Consider the following 23,676-nt stretch of genomic DNA (forward strand, 5'->3'; position numbering starts at 1 on the left):
CCGGTTTATAACCTAAGATCTTGTTGTCTTCGTTTTTCGTATTTTAAATCTTTTAGTATACTAGATTTTATACCGATAAAGAAATTCCAGGATTTGTAATCGCCAAAAGGCGTCCAACTAAAGTTCATACGCCAACTTAGTAAGTCACGTTCAAAGCGAAGCTGGGTTGGTGTGAAACCAAGATTTTTAAAGTCATAACCAGAAGACGCTCCAATAGTCCATTTATCTGTTAATTGAATATCTCCAGAAAACATTAAAGAATGTGATGAAATTTCATTTTGCCTTTGGCTATTCGAATAATTTATGGCATAAGCCAGCCTTAAACTCCATGGTATTTTATGATGATAAAATTGCTCGGGTTCTTCATCTTTACTTTCGTCATCAGGATCTTGCATGGTATGTGTGGCAAAATCTTCAGAAACACCAAATAAATCATCGTCACGACCACCACCTCGTAAGTTTTCTTCAAGGTTTTTATCGGTTAAACCTTCTTCAGCAGCACTTCTTCCTTTGTTGGATAGCGCCCAGCTAGCAGTTAAGTTTCCAGAGGTAAGCCTAAATAAACTTCCGCCATTATCAATATTAAACTTATCAACTCGTTTATTGTTATTATCTAGAGCATAAGGATCTAAGGTCGCTCCAAAGTTAATGCTTAACTGGTCTTTAAAAAGTTGTGTGCCACCACTCATACGTACAGGACTCCATTTAAGGGAATCGCCAGCCACGTTATAAGAGGTAGAAAAGTTTAAGTTATTTAATAAAACTACTTTTTTAGCTTCAGTAGCCGTGCTGTCCTTATCACGTACTTTAGCTTCAAAATTATTAGAAAGCGAAAGCCCTACAGCACTTGAGAACGTTTTGTTTGGCGCACCAAAAATGGTGTTATCAAAACGGCTGTATTCCACATCGGCAGTAGTATTACCATCGGCATCAATAACTTCATAAGTGTCATAATATTGGTCGAAAGCAGGATTGATATTATAACTTACCGAAGGTCTCATAACATGCCTAATGGCCTTTATTTTTCGATCTTGACCTTCTTTTTCAAAGTTAAACATACCATAAACCGTTGTTCCCATACTGGTGTTAAAGTTGTATGTTCTATAAGAGTCGAAGCCATTTACCGTTTCATCAACTTCTTCTTCTGTAACAGGATCATAATATTTATTTACAGTTTTAAAGGTCCAGTATTCGTTATAACTTGTTCCTGCACTTACACTAAAATATTTGAATAGCTTAAAGTTTGTCGTTAAAGGAATGGTGTGTTGAAACCCTGCTTTAGCGTCATCAAACATTTCCTTTTTAAAGAATAATGAGTCAGTGGTTACAATCCTGTTTTCAGCTCTTAAATTATATTGTAAATTAATGTTTTGAATGATTCCTTTTTTAGAACCCGATTTTGACGCAAAGGGATACATTCTTCCTACACTACCTTGAAGTGTAGGTAAGGTCATATTAATCTCTTCTGTTTGTGAATTTTGTGTGTGGGTAGCCGTTACGCTGTAGTTAACTTGTGGTTCGCCTTGAAAGGTTTTAGAGTATGAAACCGAAGACGACAAGGTGTTGTTTAAACGGTTACTCACATTAACTTGATTGTTCGAAATTTGGTAGTACTGACTACTACCTAAGTTTACAGATGCAGAAAATCGAGAACTCGGATTCGCTTTAGCGTCTTGACTGTGAGACCATCGTAAGTTGTAAATGGTACTATTGGCATAATCGGGAAAACCTCGCTCACTAGTTATGAGGTTTTCGTAACGGAATCCAAAATTACCTCTGTAACGGTACCGTTTGGCATAATTGCTTTCTAACCTAAGCGCATAACTTCCATTGGTATAGTAATCTCCCAGTAAAGTTAAATCGATATAATCACTTACAGCAAAATAGTAGCCACCATTTTGTAAAAAATAACCGCGGTCATCTTGCTCACCAAAAGTTGGAATAATAACACCAGAAGTTTGTTTTTCACTTTGAGGAAAAAATCCAAAGGGCAAACCTACAGGTGTAGGAACATCATATATGAAAATGTTAGCAAAACCGGTTACAATTTTTTTACCAGGAACAATTTTAGCTTTTCGTAATTTAATGTAATAGTCTGGGTCTTCTAAATCTTCGGCAGTCGTGTATTTAGCACCTTTTACAAAATACACCGAATCGTTTTCTTTTTTTGTGATTTCTGAAATGACCGTCCCTTCGCCTTGCTCTGTTTTTGAGTTGTATATAAGAGCCTTTTTCGATTTTGTGTTAAAGAGAATTGAATCAGGTTCTACCACGTTACTTCCTTGTGTAAACACAGGTTTTTGGGTGTAACCTCCTATAGAATCTGTTATTCCTTTGGCATATACGGTATTTTTTACATAATCGATCGTAATATCACCAGCCGTGATATTCATATCACCATAAACAATTTTAGCCTGATTGTATAGATATAGTTTATGCTCTTTTTGATTGAATTTAGAGTAATCTTCGGCGTGATAATTAACTGTATGCTCTAAAAAATCCTTTTTAGGTTTAATTGAATCTGTTAAAGTAGAATCTTGAGTTTTTTCAGAAATTTCTTTAGTGTTGAGACTATCATTTGAAACAACAAGCGTGTCACGACTAACAGGTTCGATGACTTTTCGGTCTATTTTTCTTTCCTGTCTAGGAATGTCTTGAGCGAAGCTAAACGTGTTGATAAACACTGTAAAACTTAGTGTAAAAAGTATTTTAAAGTTGTTTGTACGCAACGCTTTTAAATGTATTTTTGTAACGAATGGCTCAGTTTTTGAAAAGCCAAAATTACATATATTTTTTTGGGATTGATTTAATTATCAATTAAAAATTAAAAATTATAAATGCATGATTATTTAATGGTGCAATAAATAGTGATTTTTAATGGTTTAAGCTAGACAGAATATCATGGTGCCTAAGTTTATTACGTATAAATTTTAATTCATGTTTTATTCTTGTTAATAGTAAATATAGAATTTATCAGATGAAAACGCATAAAATATTACATTTCGTATTAATTATAATAGTATTAACATACGCCCTAGATGTTAATGCATTTAACGATCAACCTAAGAAGAAATTTGTGGTTGTTTTAGATGCCGGACATGGTGGTCATGATCCTGGAAATATGGGTAATGGCTATAAGGAAAAAGAAATTGCCCTAAATGTAGTTTTAAAAGTAGGTAAGATGCTCGAAAAAAATCCGGGCATAGAGGTGATTTACACTAGAAAGAGCGATAAGTTTATCGATTTATTTGTACGTGGTAAAATTGCCAATGAAGCCAATGCCGATTTGTTTGTCTCTGTTCATTGTAACGCCCACGGTTCATCGGCCCACGGTACAGAAACTTTTGTTTTAGGGACCCACAGAAACAATACCAATTTTGAAGTGGCTAAACGAGAAAACTCGGTGATTTTCATGGAGGAAGATTATCAAAAAAATTATGCGGGCTTCGATCCAAATTCACCAGAATCAGTAATGAGTATCTTATTAAGTCAGGAAGAATATCTCGACCAAAGCATCATGTTGGCGAGTCTTATTCAAAACGCATTCACCAATAATTTAAAACGTAAAGATAGAGGGGTGAAGCAAGCTGGGTTTATCGTATTACATCAAACGGTTATGCCTAGTGTTTTGGTAGAAACGGGATTTTTAAGTTATAAAAAGGAAGGTGCTTATTTGAATTCTTCAAAAGGCCAACAGCAAATCTCAGAAGCCATTTATGAAGCCATTTTAGAGTATAAGAAAACTTTAGATAAGACTGTTCCAGGGTACATGCCGGTAGAAGAAGCTGTAATTGTAAAGGAAACTACAGAAACTCTGCAAGTAGAGAAACCTCAGACTATAGTTACTAATACTTCAAATATAATTTTTAAGGTTCAAATTGCTGCCAGTTCCAAACTTTTAGGAAGTCAACCATATAATTTTAATGGATTACATGGTGTTTCAGGTGTAAAAACAGGAAGTTTATATAAATATTACTACGGGAATACAACTAGTTATGAAGAAGTTAAGCGCTTAGCTGAAGAAGCTAAATCTAAAGGTTATCCTTCTAGTTTTATTGTGGCATTTAAAGACGGAATTAAAACACCGTTAAGTGAAGCCATAAAATCAGTTGCTAATTAGAGCGGTTCTTCATAAATATGTATTAAATTTGTTCCTCTAAATCTATACATTTTGCAAATATCTAGAGAAGTAAAAACAGCCATACTCGTAATCATAGGAATTATCCTTTTTGTTTTTGGATTCAATTTTTTAAAAGGGCACAACTTGCTCGACGGGTCAAAATCCTATTACACAGAATTTAGTAATGTTGAAGGGCTGGTGCCGTCAACACCTGTTACCATAAGCGGTTTAAGTGTTGGTAAAGTTGCCAATATCACTTTCAAAGATGATGGCTCTGCAAATCTGGTTGTAGAATTGGTAATTGATAATGATTTTAAATTCTCTAAAAATAGTGTTGCCGAACTTTACGATACAGGCTTACTAGGAGGAAAAGCGATAGCTATTATACCAGCTCCAGATGGTGGAGAAAATGCAAAAAGTGGCGATGTTCTAAAAAGCCGAGTGAAAGAAGGCTTAGTGGATTTGGTAGGTGAAAAATTAGCACCTATTCAAGAACAAGCAAAAAATATGATTACCAATGCTAATGTTTTAATTGGTGGTTTAAACGAAGTACTAGATAAAGAAGGTAAAGAAAATCTTAAAAAAAGTCTTGCCGATTTAAGTACAACGATGAACGATTTGAAGAAAACCTCACATTCTTTAAATCAAATTGTAGCAGGAAACCAAGAACATTTGGATCATGTTTTGGCTAATGCCGATAAAATTACAACCAATTTTGCCGATGTGAGTCAAAAACTAGCCGATGCAAATTTAGATCAAACTTTAGCTAGCTTAAATTCAGCTCTAAAAAGTTTCGACGGTTTAATGGCAAATCTTCAAAACGGAAAAGGCAGTATCGGTAAACTTTTAAAAGATGATCAATTGTATAAAAATCTAGAAGAAGCTTCAAGCGAACTAGAAGAACTTATAAGAGATATCAAATTACATCCTAACAGATACACTCGAATTTTATCTAAAAGAGAAATTCCTTACGAACCAAACGAAGAAGAAACTAACTAATCGTATATGCAGTATTTGCCAAATATAATATTCGCTGTAGCACTTATTTTGGGCTTTGGGTATTTTGCTAAAAACGTAAAAAAACTCATCCGAAATATTAAATTAGGTCAGGATGTAGATGTTAGTGATAACAAATCCGAACGTTTCAAAAACATGGCCCGTATTGCGTTAGGACAAAGTAAAATGGTACGTCGTCCAGTTTCAGGTGTTTTACACGTTATCGTTTATGTGGGGTTTATCATTATTAATATAGAGCTATTAGAAATTATAATTGACGGACTTTTCGGTACGCACCGAATATTCTCTTCTTTAGGAACTGCTTATGGTTTTCTAATCGGAACTTTCGAAGTCTTAGCGCTACTTGTTTTAATTTCAGTAACCGTTTTCTGGGTACGAAGAAACATCATCAAATTAAAGCGTTTCTGGAAAAGTGAGATGAAAGGCTGGCCAAAAAACGACGGAAATTTCATTCTGTATTTCGAAATGGTATTAATGTCCTTGTTTCTTATTATGAATGCTACCGATGTGCATTTTCAAGCTATGAATTCAGGAAACGTTATTAGTCAATATATAGCACCTTTATTTAGCGGTTTACCAGAAACGACATTACATATTATCGAAAGAGGTGCATGGTGGTTACACATTTTGGGCATTTTAGTGTTCTTAAATTACCTCTATTTCTCTAAACACCTTCATATTTTATTAGCTTTTCCAAATACTTATTTTGGTAAATTAAAGCCTAAAGGGCAGTTCAATAATTTAGAAGCGGTGACTAAGGAAGTAAAATTAATGATGGATCCTAATGTCGATCCGTTTGCTGCACCCGAAGAAGGTGCCGAAGATGTAGAACCTGCTAAGTTTGGAGCTAGTGATGTACAAGATTTAAACTGGGTGCAACTATTAAGCGCTTATACTTGTACCGAATGCGGACGATGCACATCGGCATGTCCAGCAAACTTAACAGGTAAAAAGTTATCGCCTCGAAAAATAATGATGGATACCCGTGATCGTTTAGAGGAAGTCGGTAAAAATATAGACGCTAATAACGGCGAATTTAAAGACGATGGTAAACAATTATTAGGCGATTATATTACACATGAAGAACTTTGGGCTTGTACCACTTGTAACGCTTGTGTAGAAGAGTGCCCTGTAAGCATCGACCCATTGTCTATTATCCTAGAAATGCGACGTTATTTGGTTATGGAGCAGTCTGCAGCCCCTACAGAGCTTAATACTATGATGACCAATATCGAAAATAACGGAGCGCCTTGGGCTTATAACCAAATGGATCGCTTAAACTGGAAAGACGAATAGTAATATAATTAGGGCGTTACCACAAGGGTCGGGCTTTCGCAAGTCGCTCTCGAAAAGAGGAGCTCCAACAATTGCTCAATCCCTAACGCACACACAACATAAAACAAAACCCCTACAAAGTTTTAAAAATAGTAGGCTTTTAAACTTTTAAACTCAAAAAGATGAGCGATTTACTCAAAGTGCCAACCATGGAAGAATTTATGGCGCAAGGAAAACAACCAGAAATATTATTTTGGGTAGGTTCTGCAGGTAGTTTTGACGATAGAGCTAAAAAAATTACACGAGCATTTGTTAAGATATTAAACAAAGCCAATGTAGATTTCGCCGTATTAGGAACCGAAGAAAGCAATACAGGAGATATCGCTAAACGAGCTGGAAATGAGTTTTTATTTCAAATGCAGGCCGTTACCAATATCGAAGTGCTTAATGCTTACGACATTAAAAAAATTGTAACTTGCGATCCGCATTCCTTTAATTGTTTAAAAAATGAATACCCTGGTTTGGGTGGTGTTTATGAAGTCATTCATCATACACAATATATCAATGAACTTATAGCTTCTGGTCGTTTAAAAGTTGAAGGCGATTTATACAAAGGCAAGAAAATTACGTTTCACGATCCTTGTTATTTAGGTAGAGCAAATAATGAATACGAAGCACCTCGCGATGTTTTAAAACAAACCAATGCCCAGCTTGTCGAAATGAAACGACATAAACGCACCGCTTTATGTTGTGGGGCAGGAGGCGCTCAAATGTTTAAAGAACCCGAAAAAGGTGATAAGGATGTAAATGTGCTTAGAACAGAAGATGCGTTAGAAACACGTCCAGATATTATTGCTACGGGTTGTCCGTATTGCAATACCATGATGACCGATGGGGTAAAGGCTAAAGAAAAAGAAGCCGAGGTTAAAGTTCTAGATATTGCAGAACTTATTGCCAATACATTAAACCTTTAATCTGTCATTAAAAATAGTTGTAAGAATAAAATAACGCCTTACCATCGTTGTTTAAATGATAGTATTACGCTTCAATAAAGAAAGTTTTAATCAACTTTTGAGACCAATAAAATAATAATAAACGTAAATTTCCATATATCATGTTAGTCGATTTTAATAGCTTGCCAGAAGAATCTCGAGTTTGGATTTACCAAGCCAATCGTTCTTTTTCAGAAGAAGAATTAGAAGAAATTCAAGCCAAATTAAACACCTTTATTGAAAATTGGACGGCTCATGGTAGTGACTTACATGCAGGATATATTCTAAAATACAAACGCTTTATAGTTATTGGTTTAGATCAATCACAAGCGAAGGCTACAGGTTGTTCAGTCGATAGCTCTGTGCATTTTATTCAACAGTTAGAAAAAGACTATAACGTCGATTTAATGGACAAAATGAATGTTTCCTATAAGCAAGGGGAGTATGTAGCGCATAAAACACTTACCGATTTTAGAAAAATGGCTAAAGATAAAGCGGTTTCAAAAAATACTATTGTTTTCAATAATTTAGTCACTACCGTGGCCGAATTTAACGAAAGTTGGGAAGTTCCAGCAAGCGAGAGCTGGCACAGTCGTTTTGTTAAATAGTTTACGAGTTCTACTAAGCTTTTTTTAATATTCTCTACATTTTTTAGTTTTTTCTTATTTATTAAGAATTATTCTTAATAAAGTTTTTTTGTGTCATAAAAGAAAATATATTTGCACCTCTATTTATAAGAAGTCTAAATAAAAACTAACAAATGAAATTTAATTTAACCAAACTATTTTACCTATTAACCCTAGGATTATTTATGGTATCATGTTCTAGTGATGATGATGCTACAAGCCCATCAAATGACACTGAAAAATCAGAGTTTATAGAAACCTATGCAAAAATAGCATCGGAAAACTATAAAGATACTTATGATACTGCAGTTGCTATGAAGTCTAAAATTGACGCATTCATTGCAGCACCAAGCGAATCAACTTTAACAGACGCAAGAAACGCTTGGTTATACGCCAGAGATTTTTACGGACAAACAGAAGCTTATCGTGAAGCTAACGGGCCTATTGATAATGAAGACTTATTAGGGACTGAAGGTCAAATTAACGCTTGGCCATTAGACGAAGGTTATATTGATTATGTTGCCAATGGAGCAGGAGGTGTAGTTCAAAATGGGTTAATTGGCGATACTAGTTTTGATCTTACAGAGGAAAATATTATCAATAAAAACGAATTTGGTAAAGATGATAACATTTCTACAGGATGGCACGCTATCGAGTTTTTACTTTGGGGACAAGATTTAAACTACGATCCTGTTAAAGACACTTACGATAATTATGCTGTTTCTGGTGAAAGACCTTTTACAGATTATACAACAGCAGATTTTGCTGAAAGAAGAAAAACATACTTGCAAATTGTAACTAATTTATTAGTTAATGATTTAAAAGACTTAAATGATGCTTGGGCATCAGGAGGCGATTACCGCAAAACATTTGAAGCTTTACCAGTTGATGAAGCTTTAACTAACATATTAAATGGTATCGGATTTATTTCTAATGGTGAAATAGCAGCAGAGCGTATCATTCCTGCTATCGACGAAGGTCAAGAAAACGAACATTCTTGTTTTTCAGATAATACAAACCAAGATATGTGGGCTAATGTTCATGGTATTAATAACATCATTATTGGAAGCTATACCACCGAAAGTGGTGCTAAAATTGAAGGTTTGTCTTTAATCGATCTTGTAGCTGATGAAAACTCTGAAGTTGCCGATAAACTAGAAACGAAAGCTTCAGAAACCATTTCTAAATTAAATGCGTTATTAAATTTAGGGAAAAATTTTGATGAAATTATTAGCGAAGAATCATTAGGTTCTAATGGCCCTGCCGAACAATTATCAGAAGCTTTAAAAGCTCAAAGTAAAGAAATTGCTGAAGCAGCATCAACTTTAGGTGTTTCTATTACTATAGAATAAGCTTAAAATAAATATTTAAGGTTAGTATAAAAACTGATATCGTAAACAAAACTGAAGTCCTTTATTTGGGCTTCAGTTTTACTTTTTTACATTTGCCAAAATTTTTTCTTATGAAATACGTTTTCTGTTGTATTTTATTTATCTCAATACTTTCATGTGATTCCGATACATTTACAGAACAAGATTATATCGATATAAATTATGAAATAGGAGAAGAAAACTTAGTCTCTCATCTATCTATTGAAGCCTTCACGGCAGATAAAGCTTTTGGCAGAGGAATTCCAGAATTAACAAACTTAGAGTCTTCTTTTTTTGGTATAGGTAATGCCATGTTTGACCAAAGTTGGGTGTCGGCGCCAGCCACAACAACCTCTAGAGATGGATTAGGGCCGCTTTTTAACGCGCGAGCGTGTAGTGGGTGCCATTTAAGAGATGGTAGAGGAAAACCGCTTTTAGAAAGTGGCGCGAATTCTGAAGGGTTTTTAATCCGCTTAAGTCATGGTAATAATGAAATGACAGGTCCCATTGCTTTGTTTAATTATGGCGGCCAATTACAAGATAATTCCAATCTAGGCATAAAGAACGAAGGTCAAATACAAGTCGCTTTTGAATTGATTTCTGGCGAATACCCAGATGGTACAGCTTTCGAATTGCGAAATCCAACATATACCATTGCAAACGAAAACTATGGCAGTCTTGGAGCAGCCGAACAATCACCCAGAGTAGGGCAACAGGTTATCGGTTTAGGATTTATTGATGCCCTAAGTGAAGCTAGTATTTTAGTCAATGAAGATATTAATGATGCTGATGGCGATGGTATTTCAGGAAAAGCAAATTGGGTTTGGAATGTAAAAGCAAATAAAAATACCATAGGCAAATTTGGTTGGAAAGCCAATCAGCCAACCCTGGAGCAGCAAGTAGCAGGAGCTTTAAATGGCGATATGGGATTAACTACAAGTATATTTCCAGATGAAAACTGTCCTGATGGAGTAGATTGTTCTACCCTTTATAATGGTGTAAATGAAGGTGATTCTGTAGAGATTCCAGATACACAATTTAGCCGATTAATGTTGTACCAAGCAGCAATTTCGGTTCCTATACGTAGAGACTTCAAAAATGTCGATGTTTTAAAAGGAAAAAAACTGTTTAATGATTTGGCTTGTGTTTCTTGTCATGTTAATGATTTTACCACCAGTTCATATGACTTATTACCACAGATTAGTGGAGTAAAAATTCGTCCTTATTCAGATTTTTTACTGCATGATATGGGCGATGCATTAGCAGATAACAGAGGTGACTTTTTAGCCAATGGAAACGAATGGCGTACCCAACCTTTATGGGGGCTTGGTTTGATTGAAATGGTAAACGGCCATACATTTTTATTACATGATGGGCGTGCACGAAATATTGAAGAAGCTATTTTATGGCATGGTGGCGAAGCTGAAAAGTCTAAAACAGATTTTATGAATTTGTCTAAAGTTGAACGTGAACACCTTCTTAGTTTTTTAAATTCTTTATAATATGAAAAAGTTTATTTTTTGTTTAATAGCAGTTGTTTTTGTATTTAATTCTTGTCAAAAGGATGATGATTCAACAAAACAACAACCCATAGATACATTTCATGAAGATTACTATGCTGAAAATATTCTACCAGCATTAAACAATTTTAAAACTGAAATAGAAGTACAATTTAAGCTTTCAGAAACCTTTAAAGCCGAGCCTACCGAAGATAATTTTAAAAATTTGCAAGCGCAATGGTTAAATACAGCTAAGACTTTTTCTAAAACCCGTGCGTATAATTTGGTAGCTGTTAAATCTAAGTTTTTTGATATTCTTATTTATAATTTAGTGACAAACCCAGATCAAATTGAAGTAAATATCAATGAAAAAGCAGTTTATGATACCGATTATGTCGCTTCAAAAAGTACGGTAACTAAAGGTTTGGGGGCTATTGAGTATCTTTTGTTCAACAATCAAGATTCTGATTCTGCATGGAATCTACTTCAAAATGATGCTTTTAGAATAGATTATATGATTGGGGTTACTCAAGAAGTTTTAAGACAGGCCAATTTGTTAATTGATTTCTGGGAAGCAGGCTATAAAGATACTTTTATAAATGCTCGAAGCGTGTCATGTATAGAAAATGCACGTTGTTTGGCTTTTAATCAACTTATTAATATTCTTGATGTAACAAGAGTGACTAAAGTTGGAAAACCATCTGGTTTAGAAGACTCTAGTAGTGCCACTTTAGAATCATTGGAAGCTTATAGAAGTGGGAGTTCGTTAGCGCTTATACGAAGCACTATAGAGGAGGTAGAATATGCCTATTCTTTAAGTCCTGCTAATTTTTCCAATGTTGTTAATGATATTGCAGATTCTAATCAAATATCAAACGAGATTGATAAAACCTTTGAAGCCGTTTATACGCATATTGATGCTATAGATACGAGTTTGTACGAGGCTATTTCAAATGATAATCCTAATGTAGAATTGCTTTATAATTCGTTATTTGATTTGGTTAAATATTTTTCAGTAGATGCTGCAAGCGTTTTATCTGTTACTGTTTTACCAACAGACAATGATGGCGATTAAGTTTAAGTAAATCTTTGTTTGAACAAACTATTTAATTTACGGATATACGATTTCAAGCTTTGTTGTTTATAAAGATGTTATAAATCTATCATAAAGTCTTTTCATCTTCCTATTAAAAGTGGTATTTTGGCATGGTTTTTAACAACTACAAATCCCTTATAAATTCACTTTTATGCGTCAGCTATTTAAATTAAGTTTTTTTTGTTTAGTAACAGTTTTAGGTTTCGCACAAAACACAAAAAATCCATTACTATCTAAAGACATAGAATCTCAAAAAAAATGGGTAGATAGTATTTATAATTCCATGACTTTAGCCGAAAAAGTGGGGCAGCTTTATATGGTTCAAGTGATGTCTAATCAAAGTGATGCCTCACATAAAAAGGTTATCGATGATATTAAAAAGCATCATATAGGTGGTATTATTTATTCAAAAGGAGGTCCATACCGACAAGCTAAATTAAATAACGAATTACAAGCCATTTCTAAAGTACCTATGCTCATAGGCATGGATGCTGAGTGGGGTTTAAGTATGCGATTAGATTCAACCTATGCATTTCCTTGGAATATGACTCTTGGAGCTATTAAAGACAACAAACTTGTCGAGCAGGTAGGAAAGCATATAGGAGAGCATTGCAAACGATTAGGCGTTCATTTTAATTTTGCTCCAGATGTCGATATCAATACAAACCCTAAGAACCCTATTATAGGAAATCGCTCTTTTGGTGAAGACCGCTATAACGTTACCGATAAGGCCTCTGCATTTATGAAAGGTATGCAAGGTGCTGGGGTTTTAGCTAATGCCAAACATTTTCCAGGACATGGTGATACCTCTCAAGATTCACATAAAACACTACCTACAATAAATTTTGATAAAGAACGTATCGAAGCTGTCGAGTTGTTTCCTTATAAGCAATTAATTAACGAAAATCTTTCCAGTGTTATGGTGGCACACTTAAATGTGCCAAGTTTAGAGCCACGTGAAAATTACCCATCGTCTTTATCTAAAAATATAGTTACAGGTATTCTTAAAGAAGAGTTAGGTTTTAAAGGCTTAATTTTTACCGATGCATTAACTATGAAAGGGGCAGCCGATTTTAGTGAAACCGGTGATATCGATTTGGCAGCCTTTCAAGCAGGTAATGATGTGATGCTCATGTCTGAGGATGTTGGAATTGGTGTTGGTAAAATTATGGAAGCCTATAATAGTGGCGAAATTAGCGATGCGCGTTTAGAGCTTTCAGTGAAAAAGATTCTTCAAGCAAAGTATAAGGTTGGTTTGAATAATTATGCACCAATTTCATTGACTAATCTAGCTCAAGATTTAAACCGTTTGGAGGATGACATGCTTTATGAAGAGCTTATGGAGAATGCCTTCACCATCGTAAAAAATGATAACAATTTACTTCCATTACAGGAATTAGAAACCAAGTCTGTAGCCTATGTGAAGTTAGGAGATGACTCAGGAACGGCTTTTTATGATGAACTAAAGAAATACATGAAAGTTCATGCGATTTCAGCCGATAATATAGGTGATCTACTAGGGAAATTACAAGCGTATAATACGGTTATTATTGGTTTTCATCGTTCGAATGATAGTCCTTGGAAATCTTATGAATTCAGTGAAGTAGAAAGCATCTGGATTGAAGAAATTGCGAAAAGACATACAGTGATATTAGATGCTTTTGTAAAGCCTTATGCTTTAGCAGATTTAAAAAGCATCACCAATATTGAAAGTATTGTAGTGAGCTATCAAAATAGTGTTATTGCTCAGCAAAAATCGGCGCAACTTATTTTTGGAGCTTTTGGTTCTAAAGGGAAGCTACCTGTTAGTATTGGTAATTATTTCCCAGTTGATTTTGGTTTTCAAACACCAAATATTAAACGACTAGGATATACGATCCCGGAACGTGTTGGTGTAAATTCAAAAAAGCTTGCGAAAATTGACGAGATAGCCGAGTATGCCGTAAAAAAAAAAATGACCCCGGGAATACAACTTCTCGTCGCTAGAAAAGGTAAAGTCATCTACAGTAAAAACTTTGGAAAGCATACTTATTCCGGAAATGAAGAAGTGAGTTTTGATGATATATATGATGTCGCATCGCTTACAAAGATATTAGCTACCCTCCCTTTAGTGATGGAGCTTGAAGAGAAAGGACTTATTACTTTAGACACCAAACTATCTGAAGTTTTACAAGATTATAAAAACTCCAACAAAAAGGATGTGACTTTCAAAAGTATGTTGTCACATTACGCACGTTTAAAACCCTGGGAGCCGTTTTATTATCACACTTTAGATAAAACTAAACATCCAAGTGAAAAATATTATAGAAAAACGAAAAGTGATTCTTTTAATGTTGAAGTAGCTAAAAACCTATTTATGCGCACTGATTATCAGGATTCTATTCCAGATATTATACGCGATTCTGAGTTGTTAAACAGACTGACTTACCGATACAGTGACTTCCCTTATTATATTTTAAAGAAATTTATTGAGCAACATTACGACAGAACATTAGATCAATTAGCGAATTCTCATTTTTATGAACCACTAGGGGCTAATTATACGACTTATAACCCTTATCATACAATAAGTAGTAAAAAAATTGTACCTACAGAAGTGGATGATTATTATAGGTATCAAACCGTTCATGGCTATGTGCATGATATGGGTGCAGCTATGCAAAATGGTATTGGTGGTCATGCAGGACTGTTTAGTAATGCTAACGATGTAGCTAAAATTATGCAAATGTATTTGCAAAAAGGATATTACGGTAATAAGCGTTTTTTTAAAGAAGAAACCTTCGATAAATTTAACACGCGTTATTACTTAAATAAAGAAAATAGACGAGCAATTGGTTTTGATAAACCGCAATTATCGGGTAGTGGTCCAACCTGCGGATGTGTACCTATGAGTAGCTTCGGACACTCAGGATTTACCGGTACATACGCTTGGGCAGATCCGGAAAATGAGCTTGTTTATGTGTTTTTAGCTAATAGAACTTATCCGAGTTCAGAATCAAACCTGTTACTCCGAGCGAATATTAGAACAGATATTCAAAAATTGATTTACGAGGCTATTGAAAATTAATATTTAAAATTTAAGATTTTACGCTAGCGTAAAGACTCATAATTGAAAACATGAAAATAGGTATAGTTTGTTACCCAACTTTTGGTGGAAGTGGCGTTGTAGCTACAGAATTAGGATTAGAATTGTCTAAAAGAGGTCATGAAATTCATTTTATAACCTATAATCAACCTGTTCGTTTAGATTTATTAAGTCATAATGTGCATTACCACGAGGTTACGGTACCAGAATATCCGTTATTCCATTACCAACCTTATGAGCTCGCTTTATCAAGCAAATTGGTTGATATGGTGAAACTTCATCAAATTGAAATATTACATGTGCATTACGCCATTCCTCATGCTTATGCCGCTTATATGGCGAAGAAAATGCTTCAGGAAGAAGGTATTTATGTACCTATTGTTACGACACTTCACGGTACAGACATCACTTTAGTGGGGAGTCATCCGTTTTACAAACCAGCGGTAACTTTTAGTATTAATAAATCTGATGCCGTAACCGCTGTGTCTGAAAGCTTAAAGGACGATACCTTACGCTTGTTTGATATTAAAAAGGATATTCATGTTGTGCCTAATTTTATAGACTTAGAGAAATATAAAACGCATGGTATGCCCGACTGCCAGCGTGGTATGATGGCCAAAGAAAACGAAAAAATAATCACACACATTAGTAACTTAAGGCCAGTAAAAAGGGTTCAGGATGTTATTAGTGTGTTTTATAACATTCAAAAGGAATTGCCAGCAAGATTAATGTTTATAGGTGAGGGGCCTGAAAAAGAAAAAATTGAGCAGCAATGTCGTGATTTGGGAATAGCCAATAAGGTTGTTTTCTTCGGAAAAAGTAATGAAATTGATAAAATTTTATGTTTCAGTGATTTGTTCTTGCTTCCATCGCAAACCGAAAGTTTTGGTTTGGCAGCTTTAGAAGCTATGGCATCTGGAGTTCCTGTTATTTCAAGTAATTCAGGAGGTATTCCAGAAGTTAATATTCATGGAAAATCCGGTTATTTAAGTGATGTAGGTGATGTGGCCGATATGACTAAAAATGCTTTGGAAGTTTTGCGTGACGATAAAGTTTTAAAAACATTCAAAGAAAACGCAAGAAAGGAAGCCTTGAAATTCGATTTACACACCATAGTGCCTAAATACGAAGCGATCTATGCTGATACTTTATCTAAATGCTTTGCGCTTTAGTGTAAAAAAGAAGCGTTCCAATTAATAAGTTAAATTGATAGCCAAATTCCGATATGTATAAATAGTATACTTATACATGCTGATCTATTAAAATGGTATTACCATCGGGGTCTGTTAAAACGATGCTAGCGGGTCCAGTTGTGCTCTCATCGGCTTCACTATTTAAAGTGACCTTTTTACCTTTAAGGGTTTGTTGAATGCTTCTAACATCATCATAATCTTTCAATGCGTTTGCACTTTCATCCCAACCTGGATTAAATGTTAAAATGTTGTTTTCAAACATGCCTTGAAACAAGCCTATTAACGCATTGCCATTTTTCATGATGAGATAATTCATTTCTAAACTTCCCGCAAAAACGGAAAAACCAAGATTTTCGTAGAAACTTTGTGATGTTTTAAGGTCTTTTACGTTTAAACTTATAGAAAATGCTCCAAGTTTCATATAGTGTTGATTTATAGTTTTCTATAAAGTTACAAATATTAATTATTGATTGATAAAAGAAAAAAGCTGTTTAAAAACAGTAAATCTAAAAAAGTATAGATTTCATTTTTAAACAGCTTTTAAACTAGTTTAACCACAAATGGGTTGCGATAGTTCTAATATTCTGAAATATTGGTAACTTCAAAAGCCTTTCCAGCTTCTCCGTTTTTAAGCTTGTAACTTACTTGTCTTGTTTTTCCGCCAACTGGGAATTTTTGTCCTAAAGTAGTTTCTATTAATGAAAATTCATCACCACCATTATACCCTTCACTTATCTTAGAATTTTCGCTAACAGGAGGGAAATAAACAGGGATCATAGAATTTTTTTTCAATGTTGAGAAAGCCACAACATTGCCTTTTCCATTATGATCTGTAAAAACAACAAGTTCTGGTGATCCATCAGAATCCAAATCTTCTACTTGAGCATCAACAACATCTCCTTTAAATGTAGTGACTTGAGGATTTCCATGGTTTTCGTTTAAACCAAAAGCGTTAACGGTTAATTCTGTTTCACCACCTTTTTTAACTGCAGAAATGTTAAATCCGATATCTTGTAGCATCAGTATTTTAGCATATGCGGTCTTATCTATTTGTGAAGTATCAAGATCACCGTCAAGTTTAGAGTAATCACCGGCAAACGTAGCACCTCCAGAACAATAGAAGTAAAGTGCAGCTTCATCAGCCTTATTTTCAGTAGTAATGTTTAATTTGTTATCTTTAAAAGTAAATAATACCGTTTTTCCACTAACATTGGCATAATAAACACCATCAGATTTTTTATAGGCTTTAGTGTCAAAAGTACAAGTTGGTTTTTTCTTATCAGCTCGAGATCTAACTTTTACATTAATATCATTATCACTTGTTTGGTTTACAAGTACAGCTACCCAATCGTAACCCTCGCCACGTTTTGTATAGTCTTCGGTAATATAGCTTCCAGAAACATCGGCAGAGCTCGTTGATGCTGTAGTTTCTGTTTCTGCTACTTCATGGGTTTCTTCAGTAGCCTGATTTTGTGCTTTATTGTCTTTACAGCTTGTAAAGGCAAGTACAGTTAAAAGTAGAATTAAAAATTTGTTTGTTTTCATAATTTTAATAATTAGTGACTAAATAATAATTTAATTAAGTTTTATTTAAAATGAACTGACTAAAAAGTTATAGGTTTTCATTAATTAATGGAATCTGTAATCTATATTTTTGAAAGCATTGAATACATGCAATATAATTGATGCTTATAACTTTTTAATCTGTCTTTTTTTAAATTTTGTTTTATAATTTCATTGTAACACCAACAGAGGGAATAAAATTAACGGTACCACCAGCAATTTCGGCAAAAACACCCCATTTTTCATTCCAAAACCAACGTCCGCCTACTTGTAAACCAATGTCAAATTCACTAGTGTCATGATCGTTGTCTCCCATATAAATCGCATAACCAGCGTTTGCACCTCCATAAACATCCCAATCCTCATCAGTGATACCAAAAATATGATCGAAATAATAATTGGCTTTCACCCCAAGAGTCATCCAATCTAAATCAAAATTTGTTGCTACAGCAGGAGCTATTGTAACATCTTTATGTACAGGGATTTCGTAATTGACACCAATCAGTCCGAAGTTTAACTCTTTCCTTGCTTGTCCAAATACACTAGAAACACTGAATATAAGAGCAAAAGCAAATAAAAATTTAAATTTTTTCATATGTCTTAAGTTTTTAAGTTATCATATAAATATACATTAATTTTACTATATTTCTTACTTGCTAATATCTTTATAGCTGGTATAAAAATTAATAGAATCAACTAAGTTTTTAATAACATGACGCTAAGTATTTTAAAGAAGGAATTGTCTGGAGAGCTTTTGTACGACGATTTAATAAAAGCAATTTATGCCACCGATGCCTCGGTTTATAGAAAGTTACCACAAGCCGTAGCGTACCCTAAAAATACCAATGATATTAAAAAACTTATTCAGTATGCTAAACAAACGGGAAGTACATTAATCCCGCGAACAGCGGGCACTTCATTAGCAGGACAATGTGTTGGGGATGGTATTGTTGTCGATGTTTCAAAACACTTTACAGGTATTTTAAAAATCGATGAAGTTGCCAAAACTGTAACGGTCCAACCAGGCGTTGTACGAGATGAGCTTAATTTATATCTTAAACCTTATGGTTTGTTCTTCGCACCAGACACCTCAACATCTAATCGTTGTATGATTGGTGGTATGGTAGGTAATAACTCCTCGGGAACCACATCCATACAATTTGGAGTGACTAGAGATAAAGTTTTACAATTAAAAACTATATTAAGTAATGGCGATGAGGCGGTTTTTGGAAACTTAACCCCAGAGCAATTTCGTGAAAAATGCCGTTTAAACACTTTAGAAGGGCAGATTTACAAGTCTATTTTCGACGAATTAGAACCTGAAGTGGTTCAAAAGCAAATTCATGATAATTTTCCAAAGCCAGAAATACATCGTAGAAACACAGGCTATGCTTTAGATATGTTAATCGATTCGGAGGTGTTTAATGATTCAAGTAAACCTTTTAACTTTTGTAAACTACTTTCAGGGAGTGAAGGCACTTTAGCTTTTACGACCGAAATCACATTAAAATTAGATGAATTACCACCAAGTGAACGTATTATGGTGGCGGCGCATTTTAGAACGATTGAAGATTCGTTAACCGCAGTAACCACTTGTATGAAACATCATTTATACATGTGTGAAATGATGGATAAAACGATTTTAGATTGCACGAAAAACAATTTGAAGCAGCTGGGAAACAGACAGTTTATTGTTGAGGATCCTGAGGCTATTTTAATGTGTGAGCTAAAAGCAGATTCCCGAGAAGCGGTTATGGAAGCTGCCAACCAATTGGTAAATTCCCTAACACTTGAAGGATTGAGCTACGCCAACGTGGTGCTTTTTGATGACGATATTGATAAAGCCATCGAGCTTCGTAAAGCAGGGTTAGGATTATTGGGGAATATTATTGGTGATAACAAATCGGCCGCCTGTATAGAAGATACAGCGGTGACCTTACCAGATTTCGCCAATTATATCAACGAATTTACAGCCATAATGGATGGCTACAAGCAAAAAGCTATTTACTATGCACATGCTGGAGCCGGAGAATTACATTTGCGCCCAGTTTTAAATTTAAAACTTAGCAAAGACGTTAAGCTTTTTAGGCAAATAACCACCGATGTAGCGCATTTGGTAAAAAAATACGGTGGATCTATGTCTGGTGAGCACGGCGATGGTATTGTGCGCGCCGAGTTTATTCCGTTAATTATAGGTCAAGATAATTATGAGATTGTAAAACGAATAAAAACGGTTTTTGATCCCGAAAATATATTCAATCAAGGCAAAGTAGTGGATGCTTTCCCGATGGATGAATCGCTACGTTACGAGGCCGATCGTGTGGAACCTGAGATAGAAACGCTTTTAGATTTTTCACATTCAGAAGGTATTTTACGTCAGGCGGAAAAGTGTAATGGTAGTGGCGATTGCAGAAAATCTCCAGAAATGGGAGGGACCATGTGTCCAAGTTACCGAGCCACAAGAAATGAAAAAGACAGTACCCGTGCACGTGCCAACGCTTTACGTGAGTTTTTAACCAATACCAAAGCTGGCGAAAATCCTTTTGATCATAAGGAATTGAAAGAGGTGCTAGACTTGTGTTTAAGTTGTAAAGCTTGTTTAAATGAATGTCCAAGTACTGTGGATATTTCGGTGATGAAAGCCGAATTTCTGTATCAGTACCAAAAGGAGCATGGTACAGATTTACGAACAAAACTGTTTGCTTACAACAATAAAGTGAATGAATGGACTTCAGGAGTTTCTAAGCTGACTAATTTTTTCTTCGAAAATGAAGCTACTTCAAAAGTCATTAAAAACATATTGGGTATTGCTCCCGAAAGGAGTATGCCTTTGTTATCTTCTAAAAGTTTACAGAAGCACATTAAAGCTTTACCAGCTCAACCCACTAGTCAAAAGAAATATATTAAAACAGTTTATTTGTTTGTTGACGAGTTTACCAATTTCTTGGAATCATCTATTGGTATAGATGCCATAAACTTATTACAGGCTTTAAATTATAAGGTTGAATTTGTAAACCACGTAGAATCTGGGAGGGCTTTTATTTCGAAGGGTTTTCTAGACCAGGCAAAAGAATGTGCTGTTCAAAATGTGGCTATTTTTAAAGATTTAATTTCAGAAGAAATCCCTTTGTTAGGTATTGAACCTTCAGCTATTTATACGTTTAAAGATGAGTATTTGATGCTGGCTCCTGATAAAACTTCAGCTAAAAAAATAGCGCAACATACTTATATTATTGAAGATTTTTTATTGCTGGAACTTGAAAAAGGGCATATTTCAGCAGAACAATTTAATTCAGAATCTAGAACGATTAAAATACATGCCCATTGTCATCAAAAGGCGCTGAGTAATCAAATGTCAACTTTCAAACTCCTTAATCTTCCTAGAAATTATAAGGCGACCATTATTCCAAGTGGTTGCTGTGGTATGGCGGGTAGTTTCGGCTTTGAAAAAGAGCATTACGAAGTAAGTATGCAAATTGCCGAACAAACCTTGCTTCCAGCAGTTCGTAAGTCTCCGGTTAACATCATAATTGCAGCTAATGGGACCAGTTGTAGACATCAAATTAAAGATGGGGCACAACGCGAAGCCAAGCATCCTATAACAATTTTAAGCGAAGCTGTATTGTAGTTTTTTGAGGGTTTTTTTATCCCTGCCCAACAATCGTTATAGCGGCAATTAAATCTTTAACCTCCATTTCGGCGAAATCGTCGTGAACAATGAATGGCGCTAATTTATCGTTGTTAAAATTATAGATTTTCCAGCGTTTAAATTGATACTCTAAAGCAGTGAAATTTTCAACCCAATCCCCAGAGTTAAGGTATGTTGTACTACCTTGTTTGGTTTCTATGTAAGACATTTTCGGCTGATGGATATGCCCACAAACGACATAATCATAACCGTTTTCGATAGCAATTTCAGCAATGACTTTTTCGTAATCGTTTATATATTTAACAGCACCTTTTACACCGTTTTTTACTTTTTTAGAGAGCGAAAAGCGTTCCTTTCCTCGTTTTTCCAAATACCAGTTTACCATTTTGTTAAGAAGCGTCAACAGGTCGTAACCATATCCGCCAAGTTTCGCAAGCCATTTAGCATTTTGGATAGAAATATCGAATACATCACCGTGAAAAAACCAAGCTTTTTTACCGTCTAATTCTAAAACAGCTTTATCAACTATAGAAATATTTCCAATGGTAGTATTGCTAAATTTTCGTAGCATTTCGTCGTGGTTTCCCGTTACATAAATCACTTCTACGCCATTCGCTGCCATAGACATGATTTTTTTTATAACTTTTAAGTGTGGTTTTGGGAAGTAACGCTTACTAAACTGCCAAATATCAATAATATCACCATTAAGGATGAGCTTTTTCGGGGCAATACTATTTAGGTAAGTTAGTAAGTGTTTGGCATGGCATCCGTATGTGCCTAGATGTACATCGGAAATAACGGCAATTTCTATTTTTCTTTTAATAATCAACGGCTTTAAAATGTTTATCTAAATAACATATTTTAGTGTTATTTGGGTATTAACTCATAATTATCTAATTATCAGAATATTGTTAATTCTCTGTTAAGCCTTCCTTATAATTATTAATTCGCATTATGTTTTTTAGTTTTCGTATTTCTAAGAATAGATTTACATTAGCAAAAAATATGTATTATGGCTGGTAATTCCTTTGGAAAACTATTTAACTTAACGACTTATGGTGAATCACACGGACCTGCTTTAGGGGGTGTTATTGATGGCTGTCCTGCTGGAATCGAATTAGATTTAGAGGCTATACAAAACGAATTGGATAGACGTAAACCAGGGCAATCGGCTATTGTAACACAACGTAAAGAACCAGATACAGTGAAGTTTCATTCAGGGATTTTCGAAGGCGTTACAACAGGAACCTCGATAGGTTTTGTAATAGAAAATACCAACCAAAAATCTCACGATTATTCACATATTAAAGACAGTTACCGTCCGAGTCACGCCGATTATACCTACGATAAAAAATATGGTATTCGCGATTATCGTGGTGGCGGACGTAGTTCAGCACGTGAAACCGCATGTCGTGTGGTAGCAGGAGCTATTGCCAAGCAAGTACTAAAAGATGTTGAAATTACCGCTTATGTGTCTGGCGTTGGAACCATGCAACTTAATAAGCCTTATAACGAACTAGATTTAACAAAAATAGAATCTAACATTGTACGTTGTCCAGATCAAGAAATGGCAGCGAAAATGGAAACTTACATTAAAGAAGTTCGCGGAAAAGGAGATACCGTTGGAGGTATTGTTAGCTGCGTGATAAAAAATGTGCCTGTAGGTTTAGGCGAACCTGTTTTCGATAAGCTACATGCCGAGCTAGGTAAAGCGATGCTTTCTATAAACGCCGTTAAAGGTTTTGAATATGGTAGCGGATTCCACGGAAGCACCATGTATGGTAGCGATCATAACGATAAGTTTAACAACGATGGTTCAACAAAAACCAATTATTCTGGAGGTATTCAAGGCGGCATAAGTAACGGTATGGATATTTATTTCAACGTGGCTTTCAAGCCCGTGGCTACGCTTATTCAGAAATATGAAACTATAGATAAAGCCGGTAATACCGTAGAAATGCAAGGAAAAGGACGTCACGATCCATGTGTTGTACCTCGTGCCGTACCTATTGTAGAAGCTATGGCTGCTTTGGTTTTAACAGATTTCTTTCTTATTAATAAAATGTATCATTAGTAGCTATTTCCCGCTTTACACTATATCTTTTTAAAAACAAGTTGTAGCTTAACGGGGCATAGTATAAATCTATATAGGTTTTAGTATACCTTCAATTTTCGGTTGCTTTTAGTTTTT

17 protein-coding genes are annotated in these 23,676 nt (G+C 34.9%); 12 read left to right on the forward strand and 5 right to left on the reverse strand.

Translation table 11 applies throughout. The features are described 5' to 3' along the window. Nucleotides 1-5 precede the first annotated feature (5 nt). Nucleotides 6-2,729 carry a putative LPS assembly protein LptD gene (locus A6I66_RS08905; protein WP_067147970.1) on the reverse strand — a complete coding sequence of 908 codons (2,724 nt, stop codon included), beginning with the start codon at nt 2,727-2,729 and terminating at the stop codon, nt 6-8. A gap of 248 nt (nt 2,730-2,977) precedes the next feature. Here A6I66_RS08905 and A6I66_RS08910 point away from each other — a divergent pair, with 248 nt between their 5' ends. The 10 genes from A6I66_RS08910 (at nt 2,978) to bshA (ending at nt 16,252) form a co-directional block, all read left to right on the forward strand. Then, nucleotides 2,978-4,120, forward strand: coding sequence for an N-acetylmuramoyl-L-alanine amidase (locus tag A6I66_RS08910; RefSeq protein ID WP_067147973.1), 1,143 nt, complete (start codon nt 2,978-2,980; stop codon nt 4,118-4,120). A gap of 51 nt (nt 4,121-4,171) precedes the next feature. Next, nucleotides 4,172-5,119, forward strand: coding sequence for an MlaD family protein (locus tag A6I66_RS08915; RefSeq protein WP_067147976.1), 948 nt, complete (start codon nt 4,172-4,174; stop codon nt 5,117-5,119). A 6-nt stretch (nt 5,120-5,125) separates the two neighbouring features. Next, nucleotides 5,126-6,433: a (Fe-S)-binding protein gene (locus A6I66_RS08920; protein ID WP_067147979.1), complete on the forward strand. Its 1,308-nt coding sequence runs from the start codon at nt 5,126-5,128 to the stop codon at nt 6,431-6,433. A 161-nt stretch (nt 6,434-6,594) separates the two neighbouring features. After that, nucleotides 6,595-7,386, forward strand: coding sequence for a (Fe-S)-binding protein (locus tag A6I66_RS08925; protein WP_067147982.1), 792 nt, complete (start codon nt 6,595-6,597; stop codon nt 7,384-7,386). Nucleotides 7,387-7,526: 140 nt separating this feature from the next. Next, entirely contained in the window at nt 7,527-8,012 is a 486-nt protein-coding gene (locus tag A6I66_RS08930) for an ABC transporter ATPase (protein WP_067147985.1), read from the forward strand. A gap of 152 nt (nt 8,013-8,164) precedes the next feature. Continuing rightward, complete coding sequence (locus A6I66_RS08935) at nt 8,165-9,382, forward strand: imelysin family protein (protein WP_067147988.1); 1,218 nt, start codon at nt 8,165-8,167, stop codon at nt 9,380-9,382. 110 nt (nt 9,383-9,492) lie between these two features. Continuing rightward, on the forward strand, nt 9,493-10,902 hold the full coding sequence (locus A6I66_RS08940) for a di-heme oxidoreductase family protein (protein WP_067147991.1): 1,410 nt from the start codon (nt 9,493-9,495) through the stop codon (nt 10,900-10,902). 1 nt (nt 10,903) lies between these two features. Next, on the forward strand, nt 10,904-11,974 hold the full coding sequence (locus A6I66_RS08945) for an imelysin family protein (protein ID WP_067147993.1): 1,071 nt from the start codon (nt 10,904-10,906) through the stop codon (nt 11,972-11,974). A 172-nt stretch (nt 11,975-12,146) separates the two neighbouring features. Beyond that, on the forward strand, nt 12,147-15,062 hold the full coding sequence (locus A6I66_RS08950) for a glycoside hydrolase family 3 N-terminal domain-containing protein (protein WP_067147996.1): 2,916 nt from the start codon (nt 12,147-12,149) through the stop codon (nt 15,060-15,062). A gap of 50 nt (nt 15,063-15,112) precedes the next feature. Beyond that, nucleotides 15,113-16,252 carry an N-acetyl-alpha-D-glucosaminyl L-malate synthase BshA gene (gene bshA / locus A6I66_RS08955; protein ID WP_067147999.1) on the forward strand — a complete coding sequence of 380 codons (1,140 nt, stop codon included), beginning with the start codon at nt 15,113-15,115 and terminating at the stop codon, nt 16,250-16,252. Between the two features lie 70 nt (nt 16,253-16,322). Here the strand turns inward: bshA and A6I66_RS08960 are convergent, their stop codons facing one another. The 3 genes from A6I66_RS08960 to A6I66_RS08970 all read right to left on the reverse strand — a co-directional run bounded on the left by A6I66_RS08960 (nt 16,323) and on the right by A6I66_RS08970 (nt 18,431). Further along, nucleotides 16,323-16,694, reverse strand: coding sequence for a VOC family protein (locus A6I66_RS08960; protein ID WP_067148002.1), 372 nt, complete (start codon nt 16,692-16,694; stop codon nt 16,323-16,325). Between the two features lie 155 nt (nt 16,695-16,849). Then, nucleotides 16,850-17,818 carry a hypothetical protein gene (locus A6I66_RS08965; RefSeq protein WP_067148005.1) on the reverse strand — a complete coding sequence of 323 codons (969 nt, stop codon included), beginning with the start codon at nt 17,816-17,818 and terminating at the stop codon, nt 16,850-16,852. Between the two features lie 181 nt (nt 17,819-17,999). After that, nucleotides 18,000-18,431 (reverse strand): outer membrane beta-barrel protein, encoded by a 432-nt coding sequence (locus tag A6I66_RS08970; RefSeq protein WP_067148007.1) that lies wholly within the window; start codon nt 18,429-18,431, stop codon nt 18,000-18,002. A gap of 117 nt (nt 18,432-18,548) precedes the next feature. On the opposite strand from A6I66_RS08970, the gene A6I66_RS08975 reads away from it, so the two are divergent. Continuing rightward, nucleotides 18,549-21,464, forward strand: coding sequence for an FAD-binding and (Fe-S)-binding domain-containing protein (locus A6I66_RS08975; RefSeq protein WP_067148010.1), 2,916 nt, complete (start codon nt 18,549-18,551; stop codon nt 21,462-21,464). Between the two features lie 16 nt (nt 21,465-21,480). Here the strand turns inward: A6I66_RS08975 and A6I66_RS08980 are convergent, their stop codons facing one another. After that, nucleotides 21,481-22,311: a UDP-2,3-diacylglucosamine diphosphatase gene (locus tag A6I66_RS08980; protein ID WP_067148116.1), complete on the reverse strand. Its 831-nt coding sequence runs from the start codon at nt 22,309-22,311 to the stop codon at nt 21,481-21,483. Between the two features lie 186 nt (nt 22,312-22,497). On the opposite strand from A6I66_RS08980, the gene aroC reads away from it, so the two are divergent. Beyond that, nucleotides 22,498-23,559 carry a chorismate synthase gene (gene aroC / locus A6I66_RS08985; protein WP_067148013.1) on the forward strand — a complete coding sequence of 354 codons (1,062 nt, stop codon included), beginning with the start codon at nt 22,498-22,500 and terminating at the stop codon, nt 23,557-23,559. The last annotated feature ends 117 nt before the right edge of the window (nt 23,560-23,676 follow it).

Origin of the sequence: Pseudotamlana agarivorans, assembly GCF_001642835.1 — a bacterium.
In the GTDB taxonomy this organism is placed as follows: Bacteria; Bacteroidota; Bacteroidia; order Flavobacteriales; family Flavobacteriaceae; genus Pseudotamlana; species Pseudotamlana agarivorans.

Excerpts from the sequence above, each read along its gene's own strand:
- A6I66_RS08910 (WP_067147973.1), top strand. The coding sequence starts at position 2,978 with ATGAAAACGCATAAAATATTACATTTCGTATTAATTATAATAGTATTA.
- A6I66_RS08920 (WP_067147979.1), top strand. The coding sequence starts at position 5,126 with ATGCAGTATTTGCCAAATATAATATTCGCTGTAGCACTTATTTTGGGC.
- A6I66_RS08925 (WP_067147982.1), top strand. The coding sequence starts at position 6,595 with ATGAGCGATTTACTCAAAGTGCCAACCATGGAAGAATTTATGGCGCAA.
- A6I66_RS08930 (WP_067147985.1), top strand. The coding sequence starts at position 7,527 with ATGTTAGTCGATTTTAATAGCTTGCCAGAAGAATCTCGAGTTTGGATT.
- A6I66_RS08935 (WP_067147988.1), top strand. The coding sequence starts at position 8,165 with ATGAAATTTAATTTAACCAAACTATTTTACCTATTAACCCTAGGATTA.
- A6I66_RS08940 (WP_067147991.1), top strand. The coding sequence starts at position 9,493 with ATGAAATACGTTTTCTGTTGTATTTTATTTATCTCAATACTTTCATGT.
- A6I66_RS08945 (WP_067147993.1), top strand. The coding sequence starts at position 10,904 with ATGAAAAAGTTTATTTTTTGTTTAATAGCAGTTGTTTTTGTATTTAAT.
- A6I66_RS08950 (WP_067147996.1), top strand. The coding sequence starts at position 12,147 with ATGCGTCAGCTATTTAAATTAAGTTTTTTTTGTTTAGTAACAGTTTTA.
- bshA (WP_067147999.1), top strand. The coding sequence starts at position 15,113 with ATGAAAATAGGTATAGTTTGTTACCCAACTTTTGGTGGAAGTGGCGTT.
- A6I66_RS08960 (WP_067148002.1), bottom strand. The coding sequence starts at position 16,694 with ATGAAACTTGGAGCATTTTCTATAAGTTTAAACGTAAAAGACCTTAAA.
- A6I66_RS08965 (WP_067148005.1), bottom strand. The coding sequence starts at position 17,818 with ATGAAAACAAACAAATTTTTAATTCTACTTTTAACTGTACTTGCCTTT.
- A6I66_RS08970 (WP_067148007.1), bottom strand. The coding sequence starts at position 18,431 with ATGAAAAAATTTAAATTTTTATTTGCTTTTGCTCTTATATTCAGTGTT.
- A6I66_RS08975 (WP_067148010.1), top strand. The coding sequence starts at position 18,549 with ATGACGCTAAGTATTTTAAAGAAGGAATTGTCTGGAGAGCTTTTGTAC.
- aroC (WP_067148013.1), top strand. The coding sequence starts at position 22,498 with ATGGCTGGTAATTCCTTTGGAAAACTATTTAACTTAACGACTTATGGT.